Below are 21,060 nucleotides of genomic sequence, written 5' to 3'. Positions count from 1 at the left end.
ATTTCTTGGGTGCAATCGTTATTAAATTGCCGCAACGCCCGCAAGGTTATTCTGCACCCGCAGCATTAGTGGGTGGATTCTTGGGGAAACCGACAATGCGTCGAAGAAAATTGCGGGAAAACGACAAGTTGTCGGAAATTCTTGTGCATTTGTCGTGTTTCGAAGGGAGTTCGCAAGAAAATCCGCTGATTAATCATCAAAATGACGCGAAGGATGTTTCCACCACTCATCGAAAGGGCCACGGCCATGATCAAGACACCGTATCTTCTGTTCCTGGGCGACGCGCCCGACCAACTGGCAGCCAAAGTGGCCATCGGGATCCGTGACTGGCGCCCGGACAATGCTGTGGGCCAATTCCGCATGGAAGGCTGCGGTGCAGATCTGGGTCTGACCGACATGACGCTGGCGGAAGCGAAAGCCGCCGGAGCTAAAACGCTGGTTGTTGGCGTGGCCAACCGTGGCGGCGTGATTTCCAAAGAGTGGAAAAAGGTGCTGGTGACGGCGCTTGAGGAAGGGTTCGATCTGGCCTCGGGCCTGCACAACCTGCTGCGCGATGAACCCGATCTGGTAGCCGTAGCCGAAGCCACCGGGCAAGAGCTGCATGATGTGCGCATCCCCGAGGTCGAGTACCCGATTGCAAACGGTAAGAAACGCACCGGTAAGCGTTGTCTGGCCGTGGGTACCGATTGTTCGGTTGGCAAAATGTACACCGCTCTGTGCATGGACGCCGAAATGCGCAAGCGTGGTATGAAATCGACCTTCCGCGCCACTGGTCAGACCGGCATTCTGATCACTGGCGACGGTGTTCCACTGGACGCTGTGATTGCCGACTTCATGGCCGGTTCTGTCGAGTATCTGACCCCGGACAATGACGAAGATCACTGGGATCACATCGAGGGTCAGGGATCGCTGTTCCACGTATCGTACTCGGGCGTGACTATGGCGCTGATCCACGGCGGCCAGCCGGATGCGCTGGTTCTGGCGCATGAACCGACCCGCGAGCATATGCGTGGTCTGCCCGAATATCAGCAACCTTCGCTGGAAGCACTGCGCGATACGGCCTTGAACCTGGCGAAAGTTGCGAACCCAGACTGTCAGGTGATCGGTATTTCGGTCAACACGCAACACATGTCGGATGACGACGCCAAAGCCTATCTGGCGAAGGTCGAAGAAGACATGGGCCTGCCTGCCACCGACCCGTTCCGTTATGGTGCGGGCAAGCTGGTGGATGCGCTGGAAGCGATCTAAACTGACAGGGTGGATCGGGGGCCAGCCCGTCGCCATTGTCCGCTCGGACCAATGGCGCGAACAAAGGCGACCCCCGGGATATTTATGACAAGAAAAAGAGGGCAAGCGCGTGGAAATTTCAGTCACTCCGGACGTGTTCAAACTGGCACAGGTGTTCACCATCTCGCGCGGGTCGCGGACCGAGGCGAAGGTTCTAACCGTTCGGGTTCAGGATGGTGATCATGTGGGCTGGGGCGAATGTGTTCCCTATGCGCGCTATGATGAAACGCTGGACAGCGTGACGGACGAAATCATGCGTCTGCCCAGTGATATCACGCGGACGGCGCTTTATGATCTGTTGCCTGCCGGGGCGGCCCGTAATGCAGTTGATTGCGCCCTTTGGGATCTGGAATCCAAGCGTGCAGGCAAGCGCGCGTGGGAGCTGGCTGGATTGACCGCGCCGGGGCCAGAGATCACTGCATATACCCTGTCGCTTGCTGAGCCTGCCGAAATGCAGGCGCAGGCTGCGAAAAACGCATTCCGCCCTCTGCTGAAGATCAAACTGGGCACCCCTGACGACATGCCGCGGCTTGAGGCCGTGCGCGCGGGTGCGCCCAAGTCCCGTATCATTGTGGATGCCAACGAAGGTTGGTCGGCCGAGGTCTATGCCGATCTGGCCCCGCATTTGGTGCGTTTGGGTGTGGATCTGGTTGAACAGCCGTTGCCTGCGGGTGACGATGACGCACTAATCGGGATGGAGCGTCCGGTGCCTGTCTGTGCGGATGAAAGCTGCCATGACACCTCTAGCCTGCCCGCGCTTAAGGGTAAGTATGATGTGATCAACATAAAGATCGACAAGACCGGTGGTTTGACCGAGGCTTTGGCCCTGCGAAAGGCCGCACTGGCCGAGGGTTATCGGATCATGGTCGGCTGTATGGTCGGCTCGTCCCTTGCTATGGCGCCTGCGACGCTAGTTGCGCAGGGCGCGATGGTCACCGATCTGGACGGCCCGCTGCTGTTGGCAGAAGATCGCGAGACGCCACTTTTGTTTGACGACGCGGGCGTGCACCCGCCAAGCGCTGCGCTTTGGGGCTGATGTCAGCCACGTCCTGCAATTTGGGTCAGAAAGACGCCCACGCCCATAACGGCGATCCCGGCAATGCGCCAGAAGCTCAGAGGCGTAACATTTGCGCCGAAGAGGCCAAAGTGGTCGATGGTCGCGGCGGCGATCAACTGGCCAATCAGCACGAAGAAAACTGCATTGCCGACGCCGAAGCTGGGTGCAACCCATGTGATCGTCAGCACATAAAACGCCACAAGGCAGCCTGCAAAGAACAGGTGCGGGGGCGATCCCACCGCGCCTTTCAGCGATGCACCGGACATCAAGAATACGACACCAGTGGTCAGAAAAGCCACCACGAACAGGATCAGCCCCGCAGCAATCGGCGACCCCATGCGTTGTCCAAGCGCGGCGTTCAGCGCGGCCAGAACCGGAATGCCAATCCCGGCGGTCAACATGATGGCGGCGGATTGCGTTGCGCTGGGCATGGGGTTTCCTTTGACTCTGGCGTCGGTATTTGTATCAACACCCCAAACAGGAAATGCCGCACGGGTCAAATGGCCCGCTGCGTCACATGAAGGAGACCTGACATGACCCGCACCGTTTACGTAAACGGAGAGTATCTGCCCGAGACCGAAGCCAAGGTCTCGATCTTTGACCGTGGTTTCCTGTTTGCGGACGCGGTGTACGAAGTGACGAGCGTGCTGAACGGCAAGCTGATTGATTTCGAAGGGCACGCCGTGCGTCTGGCGCGGTCGCTGAACGAACTTGGGATGGAGAACCCGATCTCGAAAGAGGATCTGCTGGAGGTTCACCGCGAATTGGTACGCGTGAACGAGATCGACGAAGGCCTGGTCTATCTGCAAATCTCGCGCGGGGCCGACAGCGACCGCGATTTTGTCTTCCCTGATCCTGAAAAGGTGAAGCCGACCGTGGTTATGTTCACGCAGAACAAGCCGGGTCTGGCCGAGACCGTGAAGCCGATGAAAGTGATCTCGATCGACGATATCCGCTGGGGGCGTCGCGACATCAAGACCGTGCAGCTGCTGTATCCGTCGATGGGTAAAATGATGGCCAAGGCGGCTGGTGCGGACGATGCGTGGCTGATCGAAGACGGTTACGTGACCGAAGGGACCTCGAACAACGTCTATATCGTGAAAGACGGCAAGATCATCACGCGCGGCCTGTCCAACGATATCCTGCACGGCATCACGCGTGCGGCTGTCCTGCGCTTCGCCGAAGAAGCCCAGATGGAGATCGAAGAACGTAACTTCACCATTGAAGAAGCGCAGAACGCGGATGAGGCGTTCTTCACCTCGGCCTCCGCTTTCGTGATGCCAGTGGTGGAAATCGACGGCAAAGCGCTGGGCGATGGCGCGCCGGGCAGTGTGGCCTTGCGCCTGCGCGAAATCTATCTGGATGAGAGCCTGAAGAAGGCTGTCTGATCCCACTTGATACCGATCTTAAAGGGGCCGCTTTTGCGGCCCTTTTCTTTTGGCCCACTTTTCTAAGAGTGGTTTGGGTCGGACATTCGTTTCAAAAGCTTCAAATTAATGTCACGCGGCTGTCACAGACTGACCTCACTTTCCCGCTGACGCGCTTATGCGTGCTTCCCCAGCAGATGAAGCAAGGAATGAATAATGTCTGATAAGTCCACGATTGACCTTTCATGGGATGATTTCGACGAACATCGTGATCCCCGCCCCAACCACAACGAATTCGACCAAGTGGTCGATGCCGCAATCTCGCGCCGTGGCTTTTTGGGTGGCGCGCTGGCATTTGGTTCGGGTGCCGCTGTGTTTGGCACAGGTCTGTTCGCAGGCAATCAGGCGCAAGCCGCCGGCCACGCGCATTTCGCGTTCGAGCCGATCAGCACCGCCACCGATTTCGAGGTGCATGTGCCTAAGGGCTTCCAGTCGAAAGTACTGGTCCGTTTGGGTGACCCCCTGTGGTCCGAGGCCGAGGGCGCCTATCGCCCCGACGCGCCACTGCCGGTCGAGATGTCGGACAAGGTTTTTGGCGAGAACACCGATGGGATGGAGCTGTTCGACGTTGACGGTAAAGAAGTCATTGCCATCAACTCGGAATATGTGAACCCCAAGATCAACCTGCCTGCCGCGTCCGAAGGGATGCCGCAAACGGCAGACGAGGTGACACTTCTGAAGAACCTGCAAGGTGTGACCGTGGTCGAGCTGGCAAAGTCGGCTGATGGCTATTCTGTCGTTAAAGACAGCCCTTTCAACCGTCGCATCACCCACGAGACCGAGATGATGCTGGCTGGTCCTTTGGCAGGTCATGATCTGGTCAAAACCAAAGCTGACCCGGCAGGTAAAACCGTCAAGGGCACCATGAACAACTGTGGCTCGGGCCGCACTTTGTGGGGCACCTATCTGACCTGCGAAGAAAACTTCAACGGCTACTTCGGCGCTACAGGTGAAGAACCCGCAGGTGAGGGTTACGTGCGCTATGGCATCGGCGGCGAAGGGCGCTATGGCTATGAAAAATTCGATCCGCGCTATGACCTTTCGACCGAGCCGAACGAACCCCACCGCCATGGTTTCATCACTGAGATTGATCCCGCTGATCCGAACTCGACCCCGATCAAGCGCACCGCGCTGGGCCGTTTCAAGCACGAAAACGCCGAGATGGTTCGCGCATCAGATGGGCGCATCGTTGTCTATATGGGTGATGATGAGCGCGGCGAATATCTGTATCGCTATGTTTCGAACGGCACATGGGACGAAGGTGCGTCGACCGAGGGGCTGCTGGATGACGGTCAGCTTTATGTCGCCAAATTCAACGACGATCTGAGCGGCGAATGGTTGGCATTGACACCGGAAGCAACCGGCATGTCGACGGCCGAAATCCTGTGCTTCACTCGCATGGCTGCATCGGCTGCCGGTGGCACCACGATGGACCGCCCGGAATGGGTGGCGGCCAACCCGCTGAAGGTCGAAGCCTATTGCGCGTTGACCAACAACAAGAACCGCGGCGTGAAACCCAATGCGGGTGGCGACGACACCTCGGTTAATGCGGCCAACCCGCGTGAGACAAACAACTATGGTCAGATTGTGCGCTGGACGCCCGAAGGCGAAAACCACGCGGCAGACGGCTTCACTTGGGATCTCTATGTGATGGCGGGCAACCCGACTGTTTATGACAACGAATATGCCGGGTCGGATAACATCAATGAAGGCAACATGTTCAACTCGCCCGACGGGATGCAGTTCTCGTCGGATGGGATGCTGTGGATCCAGACGGATGGCGACTATAAGAACGAAGAAGACTTCGAAGGCATGGGCAACAACCAGATGCTGGTTGGTGACCCGGAAACCGGAGAGATCGCTCGTTTCATGACCGTTCCCTATGGTGCCGAAGTGACCGGCCTGACGTGGTCGTTGGACAAGACGGTGGCCTTCGTTGGTATTCAGCACCCGGGTGGTAGCTGGCCCGATGGCGAGGGCAATCCGCGCTCGTCCGTCATTCAGGTCTGGCGCGAAGACGGTAAAGAATTCGGTTAAGTACCGTCAGATAAAAAGTCTGAGAAATGGACCACGTCGCAGATATGCGGCGTGGTCTTTCAATGTGTAGGTTTGGGGCGCGCGCAGAAACGCTTGCCCCAGCGGGGACGTGTAAACCTGATCGGAAACGCTTATCTAAACGTTTAAAGCAGCCGTCACTTCGGCAGCAAGGGCGCGGACTTCGTCTGCGGCAGGTCCGGTGCGCTTTGCTTCGATTACACCTAAACCGCGGCCCAATGCTTCGGCATAGATCACGCGGTTTGCCAGCACCGATTGCAGTGGCTTCGCGCCAAGTTCCGACACGGATTCTGTGACTTGTTCGCCGACCCGCGTTCTATGGCGGGTGCGGTTCATGACGACGCGGGCTTGCTTTCCGGCCCGATCGGCCAAGTCCAGAACGTCTTGGGTTGCCCAGACATCCGCCTGACTGGCCGAGACGGGAACCAGCACTAGATCCGACTCAGTTAAAACCCAACGCACGTCACTGTCGGCTTTGGGCGGCGTGTCGATCAAGATGACGTCGGTTTCGCCTGCAAGCCCGCGGATAGCGCGCGAAATGCCATAGGCGGTGGCTGTCGCGAACCGAAGGTTATCATCCTCGCCCAGCGATTCTTCGCGGATATCCAACCACTTACCAAGGCTGCCTTGGGGGTCCGTGTCCAGAAGGGCCACGCTTTTGCCTTCAGTCAAGAATGCGATTGCCAAGTTAGAAACGAGCGTCGTCTTGCCCGCGCCACCCTTTTGCTGCGCCACACAGATGATCCGACTGCCCATTGGTTAAGCCTCCAAATGCCGTTTCTGCAGTGCAGCATACCACTTGAGGGGGCGAATGGCGATAGGACTATAATGTCGCGTTTTTCCGTTACCCCAGACGGAAACTTGTCGCCGTTACGCCGCCGAAAATGCCCTCTTCGTGATACGTCACGGTCGAGGGATCTTGTTCCGCCGCCCCAAGTGCCACAAAGATCGGCGCAAGGTGGTCTTCTTCCTTATGCGCAATTCGGGCTGACGGGGCGGTTTCCCAGTTCAACAGTGCTTCAGTTCGGGCTTCTGGGTCCAATCGCATGACGTTGTTTAACCACGTGTCAAATTCGGTCGAAGGCATGCGGGCTGCCGGGCCGAAATTGCGCAGATTGTGATAGCTCAGGCCAGACCCGACGATCAGAACGCCTTCATCCCGCAGCGGGGCCAGCGCGCGACCAAGGGCGAAATGCGCGGCAGGGTCATAGCCGTGCTGAAGCGAGACTTGATAGGTCGGCACATCGGCTTCGGGAAAAATCACCGCCATCGGGGCAAACACGCCATGGTCATAGCCTTGTTGATCGTCCAGCCGCGTTGGCAGCCCGGCATCTGCGATCAGATCCGCCGTGCGCTGGGCCAGCGCGGGCGCGCCGGGGGCTGGATAGGTGACTTCATAGGTGTGGGCGGGAAAGCCAGAATAGTCATAGACCATTGGCGGCGCGTTCGAGGACATGACAGCGAACGTGTCCTGCTCCCAGTGGCCGGAAATCATCAATACGGCTTTCGGGGGGTCGGGTAATTCTGAAGGCATAGCCGCCAGCGAACGTTCGAGTTCAGCAAAGCTGCGGCGCATCTCGGGCAGCCACGGCCACGGGCCGCCACCATGCGAGATAAAGTATGTGGGCATACGGGTCATATCGGTTCCTTTCGTTGGAACTCAGATAAGACCCATGCGGGGATGACGTAACCCAAGCGAACGAACACGCAATCTGCGAATTTGCACAGGACGCTGGGCGTTACTGCTTATCCGTTACGTTTTCTTTGAACGCCACTTCAAACTCAGCTTGCTTTTCTGGGCTCGCATCGGTCTGATAGTTCGCCTTCCACTCGGCCATGGTCATGCCATAGAATGCCTCGCGGCCTTCGTCCTTCGTCATCTCGATGCCGCGTTCGTTGGCGGCTTCCTGATACCAACGGGCAAGGCAGTTGCGGCAGAAGCCAGCCAAATTCATCAGATCGATGTTCTGTGCGTCGGTACGGTCTTCCATCAGGTGCTTTTGAAGGCGGCGAAAGGCGGCTGCTTCGATCTCGATACGGGTTTGGTCGTCCATGATGGGCTCCGGTTGGTTGGCAGTTTGTGGCATTGGAAGGCCTGCGACCGGTAAGGTCAACCGGGTGCGGCGGGGATTACATCAGTTTCAGTGCAATCCACGGGGCCACACAGAAGACCAGCGTCAGGATCTTCAGGTTGGCGAGATAGTTGAAATAGGCGCGGTTCAGCGCATCTTCGTCCAGCGTGAAAAAGGACGAATGCAGCCGAATGGCCACCGGGCGCAAAAGGGACAGTCCGATGGTCGCCACCAACAGAAAGGCGATGTTCAGAATGGACATCCAGCCGAAAAACGTCGTCAGTTGATCAAGGGTCATGGCAGGTCTCCTTTCCTTGAAACCTGCTATATATATGGGGTTTCGAGTCGTTTCCGGCAAGAAACCCCATCCCATTTTCGACCCACGCGCCTTTTTCTTGTCACCAATATCCTGGGGTGAGGTCGCAGGCCGAGGGGCAACGCCCCTACAGCCCGCTCTCGGCCAGAACCTCGGTCAGGATGGGGGCCAGACGTTCAGCCCATGCGCGCTGTTGATCCTCAGTCTCGATCAGATCGTTGCGGATTTCGATCAACACGTTGGGGCGCTTTTGCAGTACGGCGTGGCGGTCGATGCTGTCGCCATCCAAATGCCCGCCATAGGGTTCGTTTTCGCCTACACACAGGTCGGGTTCTTGCTTGAGCCGTTTGATCAAGGGGGTGGCAATTCGGCTGTCTTTTTCGTGCAGGACAGCAACGTGCCAAGGGCGCGGGGCACGTCCGTTTAAGCGTGGCGTGTACGAGTGCATCGCGACAATCACCGTGTTGTCTTGACGCGCGGCCAAGTCCGCAAGCGCGTTGTGATAGGGGCGGTGGAATGCGTTCAGGCGGCGCGTCTTTTCGTCTGCGTCCGCGTGGCGGTTGGCGGGGATCACCGTGCCATCATATAGCTTCATCAAAAGCGTCGGATCATCTTCGCCCCGATTGGGGTCAATCACAAGACGCGAGAAGTTCGACAGGATCGCGGGGGCGTCCAGAAGCTCGGCCAAATGGGTGCTGACACCGGCGGCACCAATGTCAAAGGCGATATGGCGGTTCATATCTTCGGGTGCGATGCCCAGATCGCCGTCGCCGACACAGGTGGGCACGGTATTTGCCGCGTGATCGCATGTGATCAGCCAGCGGGATGGCCGGTCTGGCCCATGTACGTGAAATGGAGAATATGTCATGATGGCGTTGTTTTTCTGTTTCAAACCTCATTTAAGCGAGCTTGAAGTCAAGCGCCAGTTGTCAGCGCTAACATTTTGCGGCATATGTCCACTGACCCCGCGTAAAAACCGAAAGAGAGGTGCATCGTGAGACGCCATCGCAATGTGAAAATCGTCGCCACCCTTGGTCCTGCGTCGAATGACTACGACACGATCCGCGCCCTTTTTGAAGCGGGCGCCGATGTGTTTCGCATGAATATGTCCCACGGCACCCATGATGAACAACGTGCGCGCCACGCTATGGTGCGGCAGGTTGAAAAGGACTTGGACCGCCCGATTGCGATCTTGGCAGACCTTCAGGGTCCGAAACTGCGTTGCGGTGTTTTTGCAGCGGGTGCGGCAGACATCGAAGAGGGACAAGACTTCCGCTTTGATCTGGACGAAACACCCGGTGAGGGCCATCGTGTTTGTCTGCCCCACCCCGAGATTTTCGAGGCACTTAAGCCCGGGTCCACTTTGTTGGTGAATGACGGGAAGTTGCGGTTGAAGGTCAAGGAATGCGGGCCGGACTATGCCAATTGCGTTGTCGAGGTCGGGGGCACGATCTCGGACCGCAAGGGTGTGAACGTGCCGGACGTGGTGCTGCCGTTGGCCGCGCTGTCAGAAAAAGACCGTGCGGATTTGGAATTTGCTTGTCAGCTGGGCGTGGACTGGCTGGCACTAAGCTTTGTTCAACGTGCTCAAGACGTGGAAGAGGCACGCGAACTGGCGCATGGCCGCGCTGCCGTTCTGTCGAAGATCGAGAAACCGGCCGCCGTAAATGCGTTTGATGAGATTCTGAAAGCCTCGGACGGGATCATGGTTGCGCGGGGTGATTTGGGTGTCGAGCTGCCAGTGCATGCGGTGCCACCGATCCAGAAGCGCCTGATCCATTCCTGCCGTCGCGCGGGCAAGCCGGTGATCGTCGCGACACAGATGCTGGAAAGCATGATCGAAAGCCCTATGCCTACGCGGGCGGAAGTCTCGGACGTGGCAAATGCCATCTATGACGGCACCGATGCGGTCATGCTGTCGGCCGAAAGTGCCGCCGGGCAATACCCCATCGAGGCTGTGTCGACCATGAACGCCGTTGCGATCGAGGTCGAGCACGACGACACCTATCGCGAGCAGGTCGAGGCTTCGCGCGTGGCCAGCCGCAGCGGCGTGAATGACGCCATCGTGGCCGCCGCCCGCGAGATTGCAGAAACCACCGATATCAAGGCAATTTGCTGCTTTACTCAATCGGGGACGACTGCGCTGTTGACTGCACGCGAACGTCCGCGTGTGCCGATCATCGCTTTGACCCCGCTGCGCGGCACGGCACGTCGCCTGTGCCTGTCGTGGGGCACCAACTGTTTTGTCACGGCTGCCGTGGTCGAACGCTTCAAAGGCGCTGTTGTCTCGGCGGCGCGGGCGGCCAGAAGCTCGGGCATTGCGGAAGAGACTGATCAGATTGTTGTGACAGCAGGTGTGCCCTTCAACGTGCCGGGCACGACGAACATTCTGCGCGTGGCGCCTTGTGACGAAAGTCTGATCTACGCAACCTGATCGAATTGGGCTATACTTGGTGCATTAAGTACCAAGTCGACCAGATTTGAGGGAGGTTCTGCGTGACATATGATACGTATTTTGTCGTTGGACTGTTCATTCTGGTGTTGGCACTGCCCGCAATCGCAAGATCCCTACGCCGTGGGGACCCCCCGCGCGTACCAGCGATCATGTTTCTGATCGGAGGCGGCTTGGTTGCCTTGGCAATGGGGGCCAAGCCGGATGCCTATACGATCAGTACGATCCCACAGGTGATCGATACCGTCCTGACCCGCCTGATGACTTATTTTCAGGCCTGAAACATCCAAGCCTAGACCTTGAAAAAACGCTTGCGAGTCGCGCGTTCTGGTCCTATACGGCCAACTTCATGTGCGCGTGGGCTAATGTGGCATGCCCACCGTGCATCAACGTAACCTTTGATTGGAGACGAAAATGCCCAAGATGAAGACCAAATCGAGCGCCAAGAAGCGCTTTAAGGTAAGCGCGACCGGCAAGGTCCGCGCAGGTCAGGCCGGCAAACGCCACGGCATGATCAAACGTACCAACAAGTTCCTGCGTAACGCACGCGGCAACACCACCCTGTCCGCCCCCGACGCTAAGATCGTCAAGGGCTACATGCCCTACGACCGCTAAGAGGAGATACTGATATGTCCCGCGTTAAAGGTGGAACCACAACCCACGCCCGTCACCGTAAAGTCGTCAAGGCCGCCAAAGGCTATTACGGCCGTCGTAAGAGCAACTTCAAAGTTGCCCGTCAGGCCGTCGACAAGGCGAACCAATATGCAACCCGTGACCGTAAGAACCGCAAGCGTCAGTTCCGTGCGCTGTGGATCCAGCGTATCAACGCTGCTGTCCGTTCGCATGACGAAAACCTGACATACTCGCGCTTCATCAACGGCCTGAACCTGGCTGGTGTTGAAGTGGACCGTAAGGTTCTGGCCGATCTGGCCGTTCACGAGCCTGAAGCATTCGGTGCTATCGTTGAAAAAGCACAGGCTGCTCTGGCTGCCTAAGCAGAACAGTTGTTAAATTTAAGAAAGCCGCTGGGGAAACCCGGCGGCTTTTTTGTTGCGAGTGTGTGACGGACGACAGCAGTGTGTGGCAAGGCGCGCACTCCAATGATGGCCATCGCGCACGCGAGGTAAACTTACTCTGCAGTGCGATAGGACCACGTCTGATAGGCCGCCTGTTCGCTGGAGCACGCTTGCATTGTCATCGCAATCATCTGGTTTTGATCGCTTCGGCCTGTGCGCGTCTCTCCTGTCAGGGTCAGGCACATTTCCGGCGCTAACGACGGTGCGATGGTGCCTTCGCCACTAAACAACCAGCTTTGAGCAGCAGAGCCATCACAAGCAGCCAGCTCTGCGGAAGCGCCCGCTTCGGTTGAAAGAGCCTGCATACAGACATCAAATTCAGGCATGTAAAGCACGCCGTCCGCGAATTGTTCGGGGTCAAAAGCTTGATCCACAAGCACTTCGCCAGAGGGGCTGTAGCAGGTGTGCGCTTGAAGCCCGTCTTCGGGATTGGCAGCCTCGCCACGCCCTTTGGCGATGTCGATACAATAACCGTTCTGAATGTTGTCGAGCATGTCGACCACATAGATTTCGACGTTCTCAGCAAGAGCGGGGCTTGAGAAAGCCAAAACGCTCAATGCAATTGGTAGCGATTTAGTTGGTGACATGTTTTCTCCGTAGATTGCCTTCGGGCGATGCCAAGTTGCGACCGTGTAAGGGTTCAACGTACATTGTCGGACTTTCCGTCGAGTTTGTAACGGACTTTTATGGTGCACACGACGTCAGTCATTTAGGGTTGGCATAGGGTGTACAAATTTTTTTTGCCTCACTTGTCGATTTTGCCCATTCCCAAACGTCTGATACACAGAAAGGCCCAGACCTTTCCCAACCGACGAAAGGAAAAACGATGCAATTTATCTGTTTGATTTATAACGCCGAGGATAACGGCCCGCAGCCCGGCACCGATGAATTTGGCCCCTATATGCAGTCCTACGTGGATTATACGCAGGAAGTGCAGGACGCTGGTGTGATGGTCGGGGGCGAGGCATTGCACCCTGTCTCAACCTCTACCACAGTGTTTGTGCGTGAAGGCAAAACCGAAGTTGTCGACGGTCCATTCGCCGAAACCAAGGAACAGCTTGGCGGCTATTATATCCTCGATTGCAAGGATCTTGACGAAGCGTTGAAATATGCCGCCAAGATCCCGGATGCGCATTATGGCCGGGTCGAGGTGCGCCCGGTGATGATTTTCGATTGATCCCACATGCTGCCCCCGGTTGAAGCACAAGCGTTAATTGCGCGGCTAATCCGCGAAGACTGGGGGCGGATACTGTCATCGCTTGTGTCGACCATTGGCGACTATGCGCTGGCCGAGGATAGTTTGCAGGATGCTGTGATTTCAGCGCTTGAGGTGTGGCCGAAGAAGGGTGCGCCGCGTCATCCGGATGCGTGGATGATCTCGGTCGCGCGGCGCAAGGCGTTGGATCGACTGCGCCGCAACGCAACAGCCACGCGTAAAGAGGCAGAACTGACCCTTTGGCTCGAGCAGCATCAAAGCGATCCCGAGGACACGCCGATGCTGATCACCGATCACCGACTAGAACTGATCTATACCTGCTGCCACCCCGCTCTCGAGGAAAAATCCCGCGTGGCCCTGACCCTGCGCGCGCTGGGCGGCTTGACCACGGCCGAAATTGCCAAGGCGTTTCTGGACAAAGCCGACGCGATGGCCGCCCGCCTGACCCGCGCCAAGAAGAAGCTGCGCGATGCAGGCATTCCCTTCAAACTGCCCGAGCCTGAAGACCTGCACGACCGCACCGACGCCGTGTTGCGAGTCGTTTATCTGATCTTTAACGAAGGCTATCAGGCGTCCGACGGCCAGCTAACCCGCGGCGATCTGGTGGCCGAGGCGATCCGGCTTGGCCGTATCCTGACTGGTCTCTTGCCCGATCACGCCGAGGCGCACGGCCTTCTGGCCCTGATGCTGCTTGGCGAAAGCCGCAGGCTAGCGCGGCAAGGGCAGGGCGGGGCGTTTATCCCGCTGGAACACCAAAACCGCGCCCGTTGGGACCGCGTCAAAATCACCGAAGGGCTGGCGTTGGTTGAATCCACCCTCTCGATGGGACGCGCGGGGCCCTATGCGCTTCAGGCCGCAATCAGCGCGGTGCATGCGCAGGCCGCCGATTTTGCTTCGACCGACTGGGCGCAGATCGTGGCACTGTATGATGTGCTTTATTCCCGCCAGCCCAACCCGGTTCTGCGGATCAATCAGGCTGTGGCGTTGTCCTATGCTGACAGCCCACAGGCGGGTCTGTCCCTGCTGAGATCGGTCGAAGCGGAGGACAAATTCGCCCGCTACCAACCTTTCCACGCCTGCCGCGCCGACCTTCTTGCCCGCCTTGGCCGCGACCACGACGCCGCCCAAAGCTATCGCGCCGCCATCGCCCTGTCCGATGCCCCCGCCCAAGTTGCGTTCCTTGAAAGCCGCCTTCACGCATTGAACGCGCCTTGAACCCCTTCCCCCGCTTGCCATTTTGCCCTGCATTCGCTAGCTGGAAACGGTGCGAAGCAAAGGGACCGAGATGGACGAGCTTAGAACAAAATACCTGGACGCAATCGGTGGGGCTGCTGACGAGGCAGCGCTGGAAGATATCCGCGTGCAGGCGGTCGGCAAAAAGGGCGAAGTGGCCCTGAAAATGCGCGAGCTGGGCAAGATGACGCCCGAGGAACGGCAGGTAGCTGGCCCCAAGCTGAACGCGCTGAAGGACGAGATCAACTCAGCCATTTCCGCAAAGAAATCCGCGCTGGCTGATGCCGCACTGGATGAGCGTCTGCGCACCGAATGGCTGGACGTCACCCTGCCGGGCCGCCCCCAGCGCCAAGGCTCCATTCACCCGATCAGCCAAGTGACCGAGGAGATCAGCGCGATCTTCGGCGACATGGGTTTCTCGGTTGCCGAAGGTCCGCAGATCGAAAGCGATTGGTACAACTTCGACGCCCTGAACATCCCGCCGCACCACCCCGCACGGCAGGAGTTCGACACGTTCTATATGCACCGCGACGAAGGCGACAACCGCCCGCCGCACGTGCTGCGCACCCACACCTCGCCGGTACAGATCCGCGCGATGGAGAAGACCGGCGCGCCGATCCGCGTCATCGCACCGGGTCGCGTCTACCGCTCGGACTACGACCAGACCCACACCCCGATGTTCCATCAGGTCGAGGGGCTGGCGATCGACAAAGACATCTCGATGGCGAACCTGAAATGGACGCTGGAAGAATTCTGCCGCGCCTTCTTTGAAATCGACGGCATCGAACTGCGCTTCCGCGCCTCGCACTTCCCCTTCACCGAGCCGTCGGCAGAAGTCGACATTCGCTGCTCGTGGGAAGGCGGCACCTTGAAGCTGGGCGAGGGCGACGACTGGATGGAAATCCTCGGTTCCGGCATGGTGCACCCGCACGTGCTGAAGTCGGCAGGCGTGAACCCCGACGAATGGCAGGGCTTTGCCTTCGGTCTGGGCATCGACCGTCTGGCCATGCTGAAATACGGCATCCCCGACCTGCGCGCCTTCTTTGACAGCGACCTGCGCTGGCTGCGCCACTATGGCTTCAGCGCGCTGGACGTGCCGACCATGCGTGGGGGGCTGAGTAGGTAAGTGTACGCTCTTCAGGTTTATATCGCGGCGTATTGGGATTGGTGGGATCGCAAGGTTTCGGTCAATCCAAAGCGCTGGGAATATGCCTTGCTTGCAATAGGTTTAATACTGACCTTTCTACCCGCTTTGTTGGGAGTGTGGGCGTTCGCATTATACCCGGTAGGCTGGATATTTATTTTGCCTGGATTCCATCACGCCTCGAAGAAAAATAAACGAGCTGCGGAAGAGAAAGCGGATCAGCTAGAAACCTCGCTCAGAATGAAGAAGCTCATTTTGCTTGGGCAGAAAGAGAAATCGAAATGAAATTCACCATCTCCTGGCTGAAAGACCACCTCGACACCACGGCCTCCGTCGACGAAATCGCCGAGGCCTGCACCGATCTGGGGCTCGAGGTTGAGGACATCTTCAACCCCATGGACCGTCTGGGCGCCTTTACCATCGCCAAGGTTACATCGGCGGAAAAACACCCCGACGCCGACCGTCTGCGTGTCTGCACCGTTGAAACCAACGAAGGCGAAAAGCAGATCGTTTGCGGTGCGCCGAATGCGCGAGAAGGCATCACTGTGGTGCTCGCCAAGCCCGGCGACTATGTGCCCGGTATCGACGTGACGCTGAGCGTCGGCAAAATTCGCGGCGTGGAAAGCCACGGCATGATGGCGTCCGAGCGAGAGCTGGAGCTGTCAGACGAGCATGACGGCATCATCGAGCTGCCTTCGGGCGAGGTGGGCGAAAAGTTCGTCGACTGGCTGGCCGCCAATGACCCGACCAAGGTGGACCCGGTGATCGAGATCGCCATCACGCCCAACCGCCCCGACGCGCTGGGCGTGCGCGGCATTGCGCGTGACTTGGCCGCCCGTGGTTTGGGCACGCTGAAGCCTCTGAAAGAGCACAAAGTTGAAGGCAACGGCCCCAGCCCGATCAACGTGACCATTGACGAGGACACGCTGGACGCGAACCCCTTGTTCATGGGGCGTCTGATCAAGGGTGTGAAGAACGGACCCAGCCCCGCGTGGCTGCAAGCCCGTCTGAAGGCGGTTGGGCTGCGCCCGATCTCGGCCCTTGTCGATATCACCAACTTCTTCACCTACGACATGAACCGTCCGCTGCACGTGTTTGACGCGGACAAGGTCAAAGGCGACCTGCGTGTGCATCGTGCTGCGGGTGGCGAGACCTTGGTGGGTCTGGACGAGAAGGAATATACCTTCGACGCTGGCATGGTAGTGATCTCGGACGCAGAAGGCGTTGAAAGCATTGGCGGCATCATGGGTGGTCTGCCCACGGGTTGTACCGAGGAAACCACCAATGTCTTCCTTGAGGCCGCATTCTGGGACACGATCCAGATCGCGAAAACCGGCCGCGCGCTGAAGATCAACTCGGACGCGCGGTATCGCAACGAGCGTGGCATTGACCCGGCTTACAATGCCCAAGCGATCGAAGCTGCGACCCAGATGATCCTTGATCTCTGCGGTGGCGAGGCATCGGACGTTGTGATGGCTGGCGAAGTGCCGGACGTGAGCCGCGCCTATAAGCTGGACACCGACCGCGTGCAGTCGCTGGTCGGCATGGACATCCCGGCGGACGAACAGCGTGCGACCCTGACCGCGCTGGGTTTCACGCTGGAAGGCGACATGGCCCATGTGCCGTCGTGGCGCCCTGACGTGCTGGGCGAGGCTGATCTGGTCGAGGAAGTGGCCCGTGTGGCGTCCCTGACCAAGCTTGTCGGCAAGCCCCTGCCGCGCACCCATGTGGGAGTACCGAAAGCCATTCTGACCCCGATGCAGAAGCGCGAAGGCATTGCGCGGCGTACCGTGGCCGCGCTGGGCTACAACGAATGTGTGACCTACAGCTTCATTGATCAGGCAAGTGCCGCGCGGTTCGGCACTGGTGGTGACAATGTTGCGCTGGCGAACCCGATTTCGTCGGAAATGAGCCACATGCGCCCCTCGCTGCTGCCCGGTCTTTTGCAGGCCGCTGCCCGCAATCAGGCACGTGGCTTCATGGATCTGGCCCTGTTCGAGGTCGGCCCCGTCTTCCACGGCGGCGAGCCTGATGAGTACGAGCAAATGGTCACAGGTATTCTGGTTGGGCACACCGGCCCGCGCGACCGTTTCGGCGCACGTCGCCCGGTCGACACCTATGACGCCAAGGCGGATGCCGAGGCTGTTCTGGCCGCCATCGGCGCGCCCGCCAAGCTGACCTTCGTGCGCGACATGAATGCATGGTGGCATCCGGGACGTTCGGCCAAGCTGGGTCTGGGTCCGAAAAACATCCTTGGCGCATTTGGCGAGCTGCACCCGAAAACCATCGCCGAGATGGACGTGAAGGGCCCCGTTGTGGCCTTCGCTGTACATCTGGCGAAAGTGCCATTCCCGAAAGCCAAAGGCACCGGCCGTGCGGCGTTGGGCGCATCAGACCTGCAACCGGTCGAGCGTGACTTCGCCTTCGTGGTGGACGCGGATGTGGAAGCCATCAATCTGGTGAACGCAGCCGCAGGTGCCGACAAGGCGCTGATCACTGATGTGAACGTCTTTGATGAATTCATCGGCGGATCGCTAGGCGAGGGCAAGAAATCCCTTGCTATCACCGTGCGCCTGCAACCGCGTGACGTGACTCTGACCGACAAGGACATCGAAGCCGTAAGTGCCAAGATCGTCCAGAAGGTCGAGAAGGCGACAGGCGGCAGCTTGCGCGGATAAAACAAAGCGCGGTCCCTCGGGGCCGCGTTTTCATAAGGAGAACAGCCATGACACTTTCTGTTTATCTTTCCGGTGAAATCCACACCGATTGGCGCGAGCAAATCATCGAAGGTGCGAAGGGGCTGGACGTTACCTTTTCGGCTCCTGTGACGGGTCACGATGCTTCGGACGATTGTGGTGTGGCCATTTTGGGCGAAGAGCCCAACAAGTACTGGCATGACCACAAGGGCGCGATGATCAACGCCATTAGGACCCGTAAGGGGATTGAAGACGCTGATGTCGTTGTTGTGCGTTTTGGAGAAAAGTACCGCCAGTGGAACGCGGCTTTTGATGCGGGCTATGCCGCTGCCAAGGGTAAGTCGTTGATCGTCCTGCAAATGCCCGAACACGACCACGCTTTGAAAGAGGTCGACGCCGCCGCATTGGCTGTCGCACGCGAACCCGCGCAAGTGGTCGAGATTCTGCACTATGTCCTTAGTGGAACCTTGCCCAGCTGACGCGCGCGTCAGCTTGCGGTGACGACAATCAGAAATTTCCCCGACAAAACTTGCGATTTCTGTGTATATTTGTGGTTAATGCGAACAGGATCGCGCATTACGCGTGACCAACAAACATACGAGGACAGTATGCTTAAAGAATTCAAGGATTTCATCGCCAAGGGCAACGTCATGGACATGGCCGTCGGTATCATCATCGGTGCGGCGTTCACAGCGATTGTCAGCTCGCTTGTGGCTGACCTGATCAACCCGATCATCGGTCTGTTCATGGGCGGCATCGACTTTACCAACATGTATGCCGTTCTGGGCGGCGAAGTGCCTGAAGGTGCGTCTTTGGAAGCTGCACGCGAGGCCGGCGGATCGATCTTTGCCTATGGCTCGTTCATCATGGCGATCATCAACTTCCTGATCATCGCATGGGTCGTGTTCATGTTGGTGAAATCGGTTAACAAGGCCAAAGAGGCTGCTGAAAAAGAAGAAGCCGCAGAGGAGGCACCCGCCGGCCCGAGCGAGCTGGATCTTCTGACCGAGATTCGGGATGCCCTGAAGAAGTAATCCTGTCCGATCTGGACCACGAAAGGGCGCTGCGATTTGCGGCGCCCTTTTTGCTGAGATTTTCTTGGCTGGTTTCCTGATTTTCCGCGTTTTTCGTTTGACACTGGGGACGCGCCGGAATATTCGGACCTCCGATATGAGATGGCGTGGTAGCTCAGCTGGTTAGAGCACAGCACTCATAATGCTGGGGTCGGCGGTTCAAGTCCGCCCCACGCTACCATCTCTGTCGTGAAGAAAGCCCTGCCGCTTGGTGGGGCTTCTTTCGTTTCAGTCGTTGGAAAGATGATAGGTCAGCGCGCTTCGGATCAGCAACGTGATGGCGTCATGTGGTATGCTGTTCGGATCCTCGAAGATCACCGCGCGGTTTCCGTCGAAAGCTAAACCGTTGGTGCCGAGCACGCGGAATTCTGACATCACGCTGGTCTGACAATGGGTATAGATCGCAAAGCCGCCCGACTTGGGGGCACCCAGACGCACAGTCGTCCCTGATTTGGTCATACTGGTCAAATAGGCAGGTTGCCCCCATTTCAGGGTCTCTTCCAAAGGACCAATGGCGGCATCGTCTCTTGCGACCTCGAATATCAAACTGCGCAGGATTAGAAGCCCGCGCCGCGCCGCCGGATCAAACGCCCTATAGGCAGCTAGAACGGAAGGGTCGGTGATATCGGGGGTCGTCTTGTCCATACTCTAACGGTGCCTTTTCAATCCGTGCCCTGTCAAAGAAAAAGCCCCGCACGATGGCGGGGCTTTCTGAAAACCTGCGGAAGGAAGGATCAGGTCTTCAACGCCAATGCAGGCGAAAGGACATCAAGGCCAAGGGCTTCGCCAACGGCGTAACAGGTCAGCTTGCCCGCGTGCACATTCAGGCCGTTCAGCAGATGCGGATCATCCTCACATGCTTGCTTCCAGCCTTTGTCGGCCAACGCCAGCATGAAGGGCAGGGTGGCGTTCCCCAGCGCGATGGTCGAGGTGCGCGCAACGGCGCCCGGCATATTGGCCACGCAGTAATGCATCACGTTGTCGACCTCGTAAATCGGGTCAGCATGGGTGGTCGCTTTCGAAGTTTCGAAGCACCCACCTTGGTCGATTGCGACGTCCACCAACACGGCACCGGGCTTCATTGTCGAAAGCTGGGCTTTGCTGACCAGTTTCGGGGCAGCAGCACCCGGGATCAGAACCGCGCCGATCACCATGTCAGCTTGCTGGACCAGCTCGGCAGTGGCGGCAGCGGTCGAGTACTGGTTCTTGAAGGTGCCGCCAAAGACGTCATCCAAGTAACGCAGACGCGGCAGCGAACGGTCCAGAACGGTCACATCCGCACCCATCCCAGCGGCGATCTTGGCCGCATGGGTGCCCACGACACCGCCGCCGATCACGACAACTTTGGCCGGGCCCACACCGGGTACACCGCCCATCAGCACACCACGACCTCCATTGGCTTTTTGCAGGGTCCACGACCCGACCTGAGGCGCTAGACGCCCGGCAACCTCGGACATCGGGGCGAGCAGGGGCAGGCCGCCATTGTTGTCGGTCACGGTCTCATACGCAATCGCGGTACAGCCAGACGCCAACAGATCATGGGTCTGGTCGGGATCGGGGGCCAGATGCAGATAGGTGAACAACAACTGACCTTCGCGCAGCATCTTGCGCTCTCCGGCTTGAGGTTCCTTCACCTTCACGATCATGTCTGCCTTGGCGAAGATTTCTTCTGCGGTGTCCAGTACGGTCGCACCAACTGCGCGGTAATCGTCATCCGGGAACCCAGCGCCCATTCCGGCATTGGTCTCGACGATGACGGAATGGCCACGTCCGATGGCCTCGCCCGCGGCAGCGGGTGTCAATCCCACACGAAATTCCTGTGGCTTGATCTCTTTCGGGCATCCGATCAGCATGAGTATCCTCCTTCTCCCTGGCGCGGATTGTTTAAGCTGTTATCCATTGATCTTGGGGGGGGCTTTACGCAATTGCTTTGAAAAGATGTGGCGCAATGGATAT

24 protein-coding genes and 1 tRNA gene are annotated in these 21,060 nt (G+C 58.3%); 16 read left to right on the top strand and 9 right to left on the bottom strand.

The features are described 5' to 3' along the window. Window positions 1–246: 246 nt before the first annotated feature. Window positions 247–1,248, top strand: a complete 1,002-nt coding sequence (gene dgcN, locus ACXAH3_RS14260; RefSeq protein ID WP_474862757.1) for an N-acetyltransferase DgcN — start codon at window positions 247–249, stop codon at window positions 1,246–1,248. A 109-nt stretch (window positions 1,249–1,357) separates the two neighbouring features. Continuing rightward, the gene (gene dgcA / locus ACXAH3_RS14255) at window positions 1,358–2,323 is read left to right on the top strand and encodes an N-acetyl-D-Glu racemase DgcA (protein WP_474862756.1); all 966 of its coding nucleotides are present in this window, start codon (window positions 1,358–1,360) and stop codon (window positions 2,321–2,323) included. 2 nt (window positions 2,324–2,325) lie between these two features. Here the strand turns inward: dgcA and ACXAH3_RS14250 are convergent, their stop codons facing one another. Continuing rightward, window positions 2,326–2,775, bottom strand: coding sequence for a DMT family transporter (locus ACXAH3_RS14250; protein WP_474862755.1), 450 nt, complete (start codon window positions 2,773–2,775; stop codon window positions 2,326–2,328). A 102-nt stretch (window positions 2,776–2,877) separates the two neighbouring features. Between ACXAH3_RS14250 and ACXAH3_RS14245 the strand changes: the two genes are divergently transcribed. Next, a complete protein-coding gene (locus tag ACXAH3_RS14245) occupies window positions 2,878–3,732 on the top strand; it encodes a D-amino-acid transaminase (protein ID WP_474862754.1) in 855 nt (284 codons plus the stop codon). A 195-nt stretch (window positions 3,733–3,927) separates the two neighbouring features. After that, window positions 3,928–5,808 carry a PhoX family protein gene (locus tag ACXAH3_RS14240; RefSeq protein WP_474862753.1) on the top strand — a complete coding sequence of 627 codons (1,881 nt, stop codon included), beginning with the start codon at window positions 3,928–3,930 and terminating at the stop codon, window positions 5,806–5,808. Between the two features lie 135 nt (window positions 5,809–5,943). On the opposite strand, the gene parA is transcribed toward ACXAH3_RS14240, so the two are convergent. The 5 genes from parA to ACXAH3_RS14215 all read right to left on the bottom strand — a co-directional run bounded on the left by parA (window position 5,944) and on the right by ACXAH3_RS14215 (window position 9,082). After that, window positions 5,944–6,582, bottom strand: a complete 639-nt coding sequence (parA, locus tag ACXAH3_RS14235) for a ParA family partition ATPase (RefSeq protein ID WP_474862752.1) — start codon at window positions 6,580–6,582, stop codon at window positions 5,944–5,946. An 88-nt stretch (window positions 6,583–6,670) separates the two neighbouring features. Next, complete coding sequence (locus ACXAH3_RS14230; RefSeq protein WP_474862751.1) at window positions 6,671–7,465, bottom strand: DODA-type extradiol aromatic ring-opening family dioxygenase; 795 nt, start codon at window positions 7,463–7,465, stop codon at window positions 6,671–6,673. 100 nt (window positions 7,466–7,565) lie between these two features. Then, window positions 7,566–7,880, bottom strand: a complete 315-nt coding sequence (locus ACXAH3_RS14225) for a DUF1244 domain-containing protein (RefSeq protein ID WP_474862750.1) — start codon at window positions 7,878–7,880, stop codon at window positions 7,566–7,568. A 76-nt stretch (window positions 7,881–7,956) separates the two neighbouring features. After that, on the bottom strand, window positions 7,957–8,196 hold the full coding sequence (locus tag ACXAH3_RS14220; protein WP_474862749.1) for a DUF6868 family protein: 240 nt from the start codon (window positions 8,194–8,196) through the stop codon (window positions 7,957–7,959). Window positions 8,197–8,341: 145 nt separating this feature from the next. Further along, entirely contained in the window at window positions 8,342–9,082 is a 741-nt protein-coding gene (locus ACXAH3_RS14215; protein WP_474862748.1) for an N-formylglutamate amidohydrolase, read from the bottom strand. Window positions 9,083–9,208: 126 nt separating this feature from the next. On the opposite strand from ACXAH3_RS14215, the gene pyk reads away from it, so the two are divergent. The 4 genes from pyk (at window position 9,209) to rplT (ending at window position 11,661) form a co-directional block, all read left to right on the top strand. Further along, complete coding sequence (gene pyk, locus ACXAH3_RS14210) at window positions 9,209–10,648, top strand: pyruvate kinase (RefSeq protein ID WP_474862747.1); 1,440 nt, start codon at window positions 9,209–9,211, stop codon at window positions 10,646–10,648. A gap of 62 nt (window positions 10,649–10,710) precedes the next feature. Next, the gene (locus ACXAH3_RS14205) at window positions 10,711–10,947 is read left to right on the top strand and encodes a hypothetical protein (protein ID WP_474862746.1); all 237 of its coding nucleotides are present in this window, start codon (window positions 10,711–10,713) and stop codon (window positions 10,945–10,947) included. A 133-nt stretch (window positions 10,948–11,080) separates the two neighbouring features. Next, entirely contained in the window at window positions 11,081–11,281 is a 201-nt protein-coding gene (gene rpmI / locus ACXAH3_RS14200) for a 50S ribosomal protein L35 (protein ID WP_133488947.1), read from the top strand. Between the two features lie 14 nt (window positions 11,282–11,295). Beyond that, window positions 11,296–11,661: a 50S ribosomal protein L20 gene (gene rplT, locus ACXAH3_RS14195; RefSeq protein WP_474862745.1), complete on the top strand. Its 366-nt coding sequence runs from the start codon at window positions 11,296–11,298 to the stop codon at window positions 11,659–11,661. A 134-nt stretch (window positions 11,662–11,795) separates the two neighbouring features. Here rplT and ACXAH3_RS14190 read toward each other — a convergent pair whose 3' ends face one another. After that, window positions 11,796–12,329: a ricin-type beta-trefoil lectin domain protein gene (locus ACXAH3_RS14190; RefSeq protein ID WP_474862744.1), complete on the bottom strand. Its 534-nt coding sequence runs from the start codon at window positions 12,327–12,329 to the stop codon at window positions 11,796–11,798. 239 nt (window positions 12,330–12,568) lie between these two features. Here ACXAH3_RS14190 and ACXAH3_RS14185 point away from each other — a divergent pair, with 239 nt between their 5' ends. The 8 genes from ACXAH3_RS14185 (at window position 12,569) to ACXAH3_RS14150 (ending at window position 19,285) form a co-directional block, all read left to right on the top strand. Next, window positions 12,569–12,919 carry a YciI family protein gene (locus tag ACXAH3_RS14185; protein WP_474862743.1) on the top strand — a complete coding sequence of 117 codons (351 nt, stop codon included), beginning with the start codon at window positions 12,569–12,571 and terminating at the stop codon, window positions 12,917–12,919. Between the two features lie 6 nt (window positions 12,920–12,925). Further along, the gene (locus ACXAH3_RS14180; RefSeq protein WP_474862742.1) at window positions 12,926–14,173 is read left to right on the top strand and encodes an RNA polymerase sigma factor; all 1,248 of its coding nucleotides are present in this window, start codon (window positions 12,926–12,928) and stop codon (window positions 14,171–14,173) included. A gap of 70 nt (window positions 14,174–14,243) precedes the next feature. Continuing rightward, entirely contained in the window at window positions 14,244–15,317 is a 1,074-nt protein-coding gene (pheS, locus tag ACXAH3_RS14175; RefSeq protein WP_474862741.1) for a phenylalanine--tRNA ligase subunit alpha, read from the top strand. Next, a complete protein-coding gene (locus ACXAH3_RS14170; RefSeq protein ID WP_474862740.1) occupies window positions 15,318–15,620 on the top strand; it encodes a hypothetical protein in 303 nt (100 codons plus the stop codon). Next, a complete protein-coding gene (gene pheT / locus ACXAH3_RS14165) occupies window positions 15,617–18,013 on the top strand; it encodes a phenylalanine--tRNA ligase subunit beta (RefSeq protein WP_474862739.1) in 2,397 nt (798 codons plus the stop codon). Before ACXAH3_RS14170 ends, pheT begins: the two co-directional genes overlap by 4 nt. 47 nt (window positions 18,014–18,060) lie before the next feature. Then, complete coding sequence (locus tag ACXAH3_RS14160) at window positions 18,061–18,510, top strand: YtoQ family protein (protein WP_474862738.1); 450 nt, start codon at window positions 18,061–18,063, stop codon at window positions 18,508–18,510. 129 nt (window positions 18,511–18,639) lie between these two features. Beyond that, window positions 18,640–19,065, top strand: a complete 426-nt coding sequence (mscL, locus tag ACXAH3_RS14155) for a large conductance mechanosensitive channel protein MscL (protein WP_474862737.1) — start codon at window positions 18,640–18,642, stop codon at window positions 19,063–19,065. Between the two features lie 143 nt (window positions 19,066–19,208). Then, window positions 19,209–19,285 (top strand) — tRNA-Met (locus ACXAH3_RS14150). A gap of 47 nt (window positions 19,286–19,332) precedes the next feature. On the opposite strand, the gene ACXAH3_RS14145 is transcribed toward ACXAH3_RS14150, so the two are convergent. Together ACXAH3_RS14145 and ald are read right to left on the bottom strand one after the other, a co-directional pair. Then, window positions 19,333–19,749 (bottom strand): DUF1801 domain-containing protein, encoded by a 417-nt coding sequence (locus tag ACXAH3_RS14145; protein ID WP_474862736.1) that lies wholly within the window; start codon window positions 19,747–19,749, stop codon window positions 19,333–19,335. Between the two features lie 89 nt (window positions 19,750–19,838). Then, on the bottom strand, window positions 19,839–20,957 hold the full coding sequence (gene ald / locus ACXAH3_RS14140) for an alanine dehydrogenase (RefSeq protein ID WP_474862735.1): 1,119 nt from the start codon (window positions 20,955–20,957) through the stop codon (window positions 19,839–19,841). Window positions 20,958–21,060 lie beyond the last annotated feature (103 nt).

It is taken from the genome of Aliiroseovarius sp. ABM4_368, assembly GCF_056161205.1.
The sequence above is the reverse complement of the archived record's forward strand: the minus strand, read 5'-3'. Positions and strand labels throughout refer to the sequence as shown.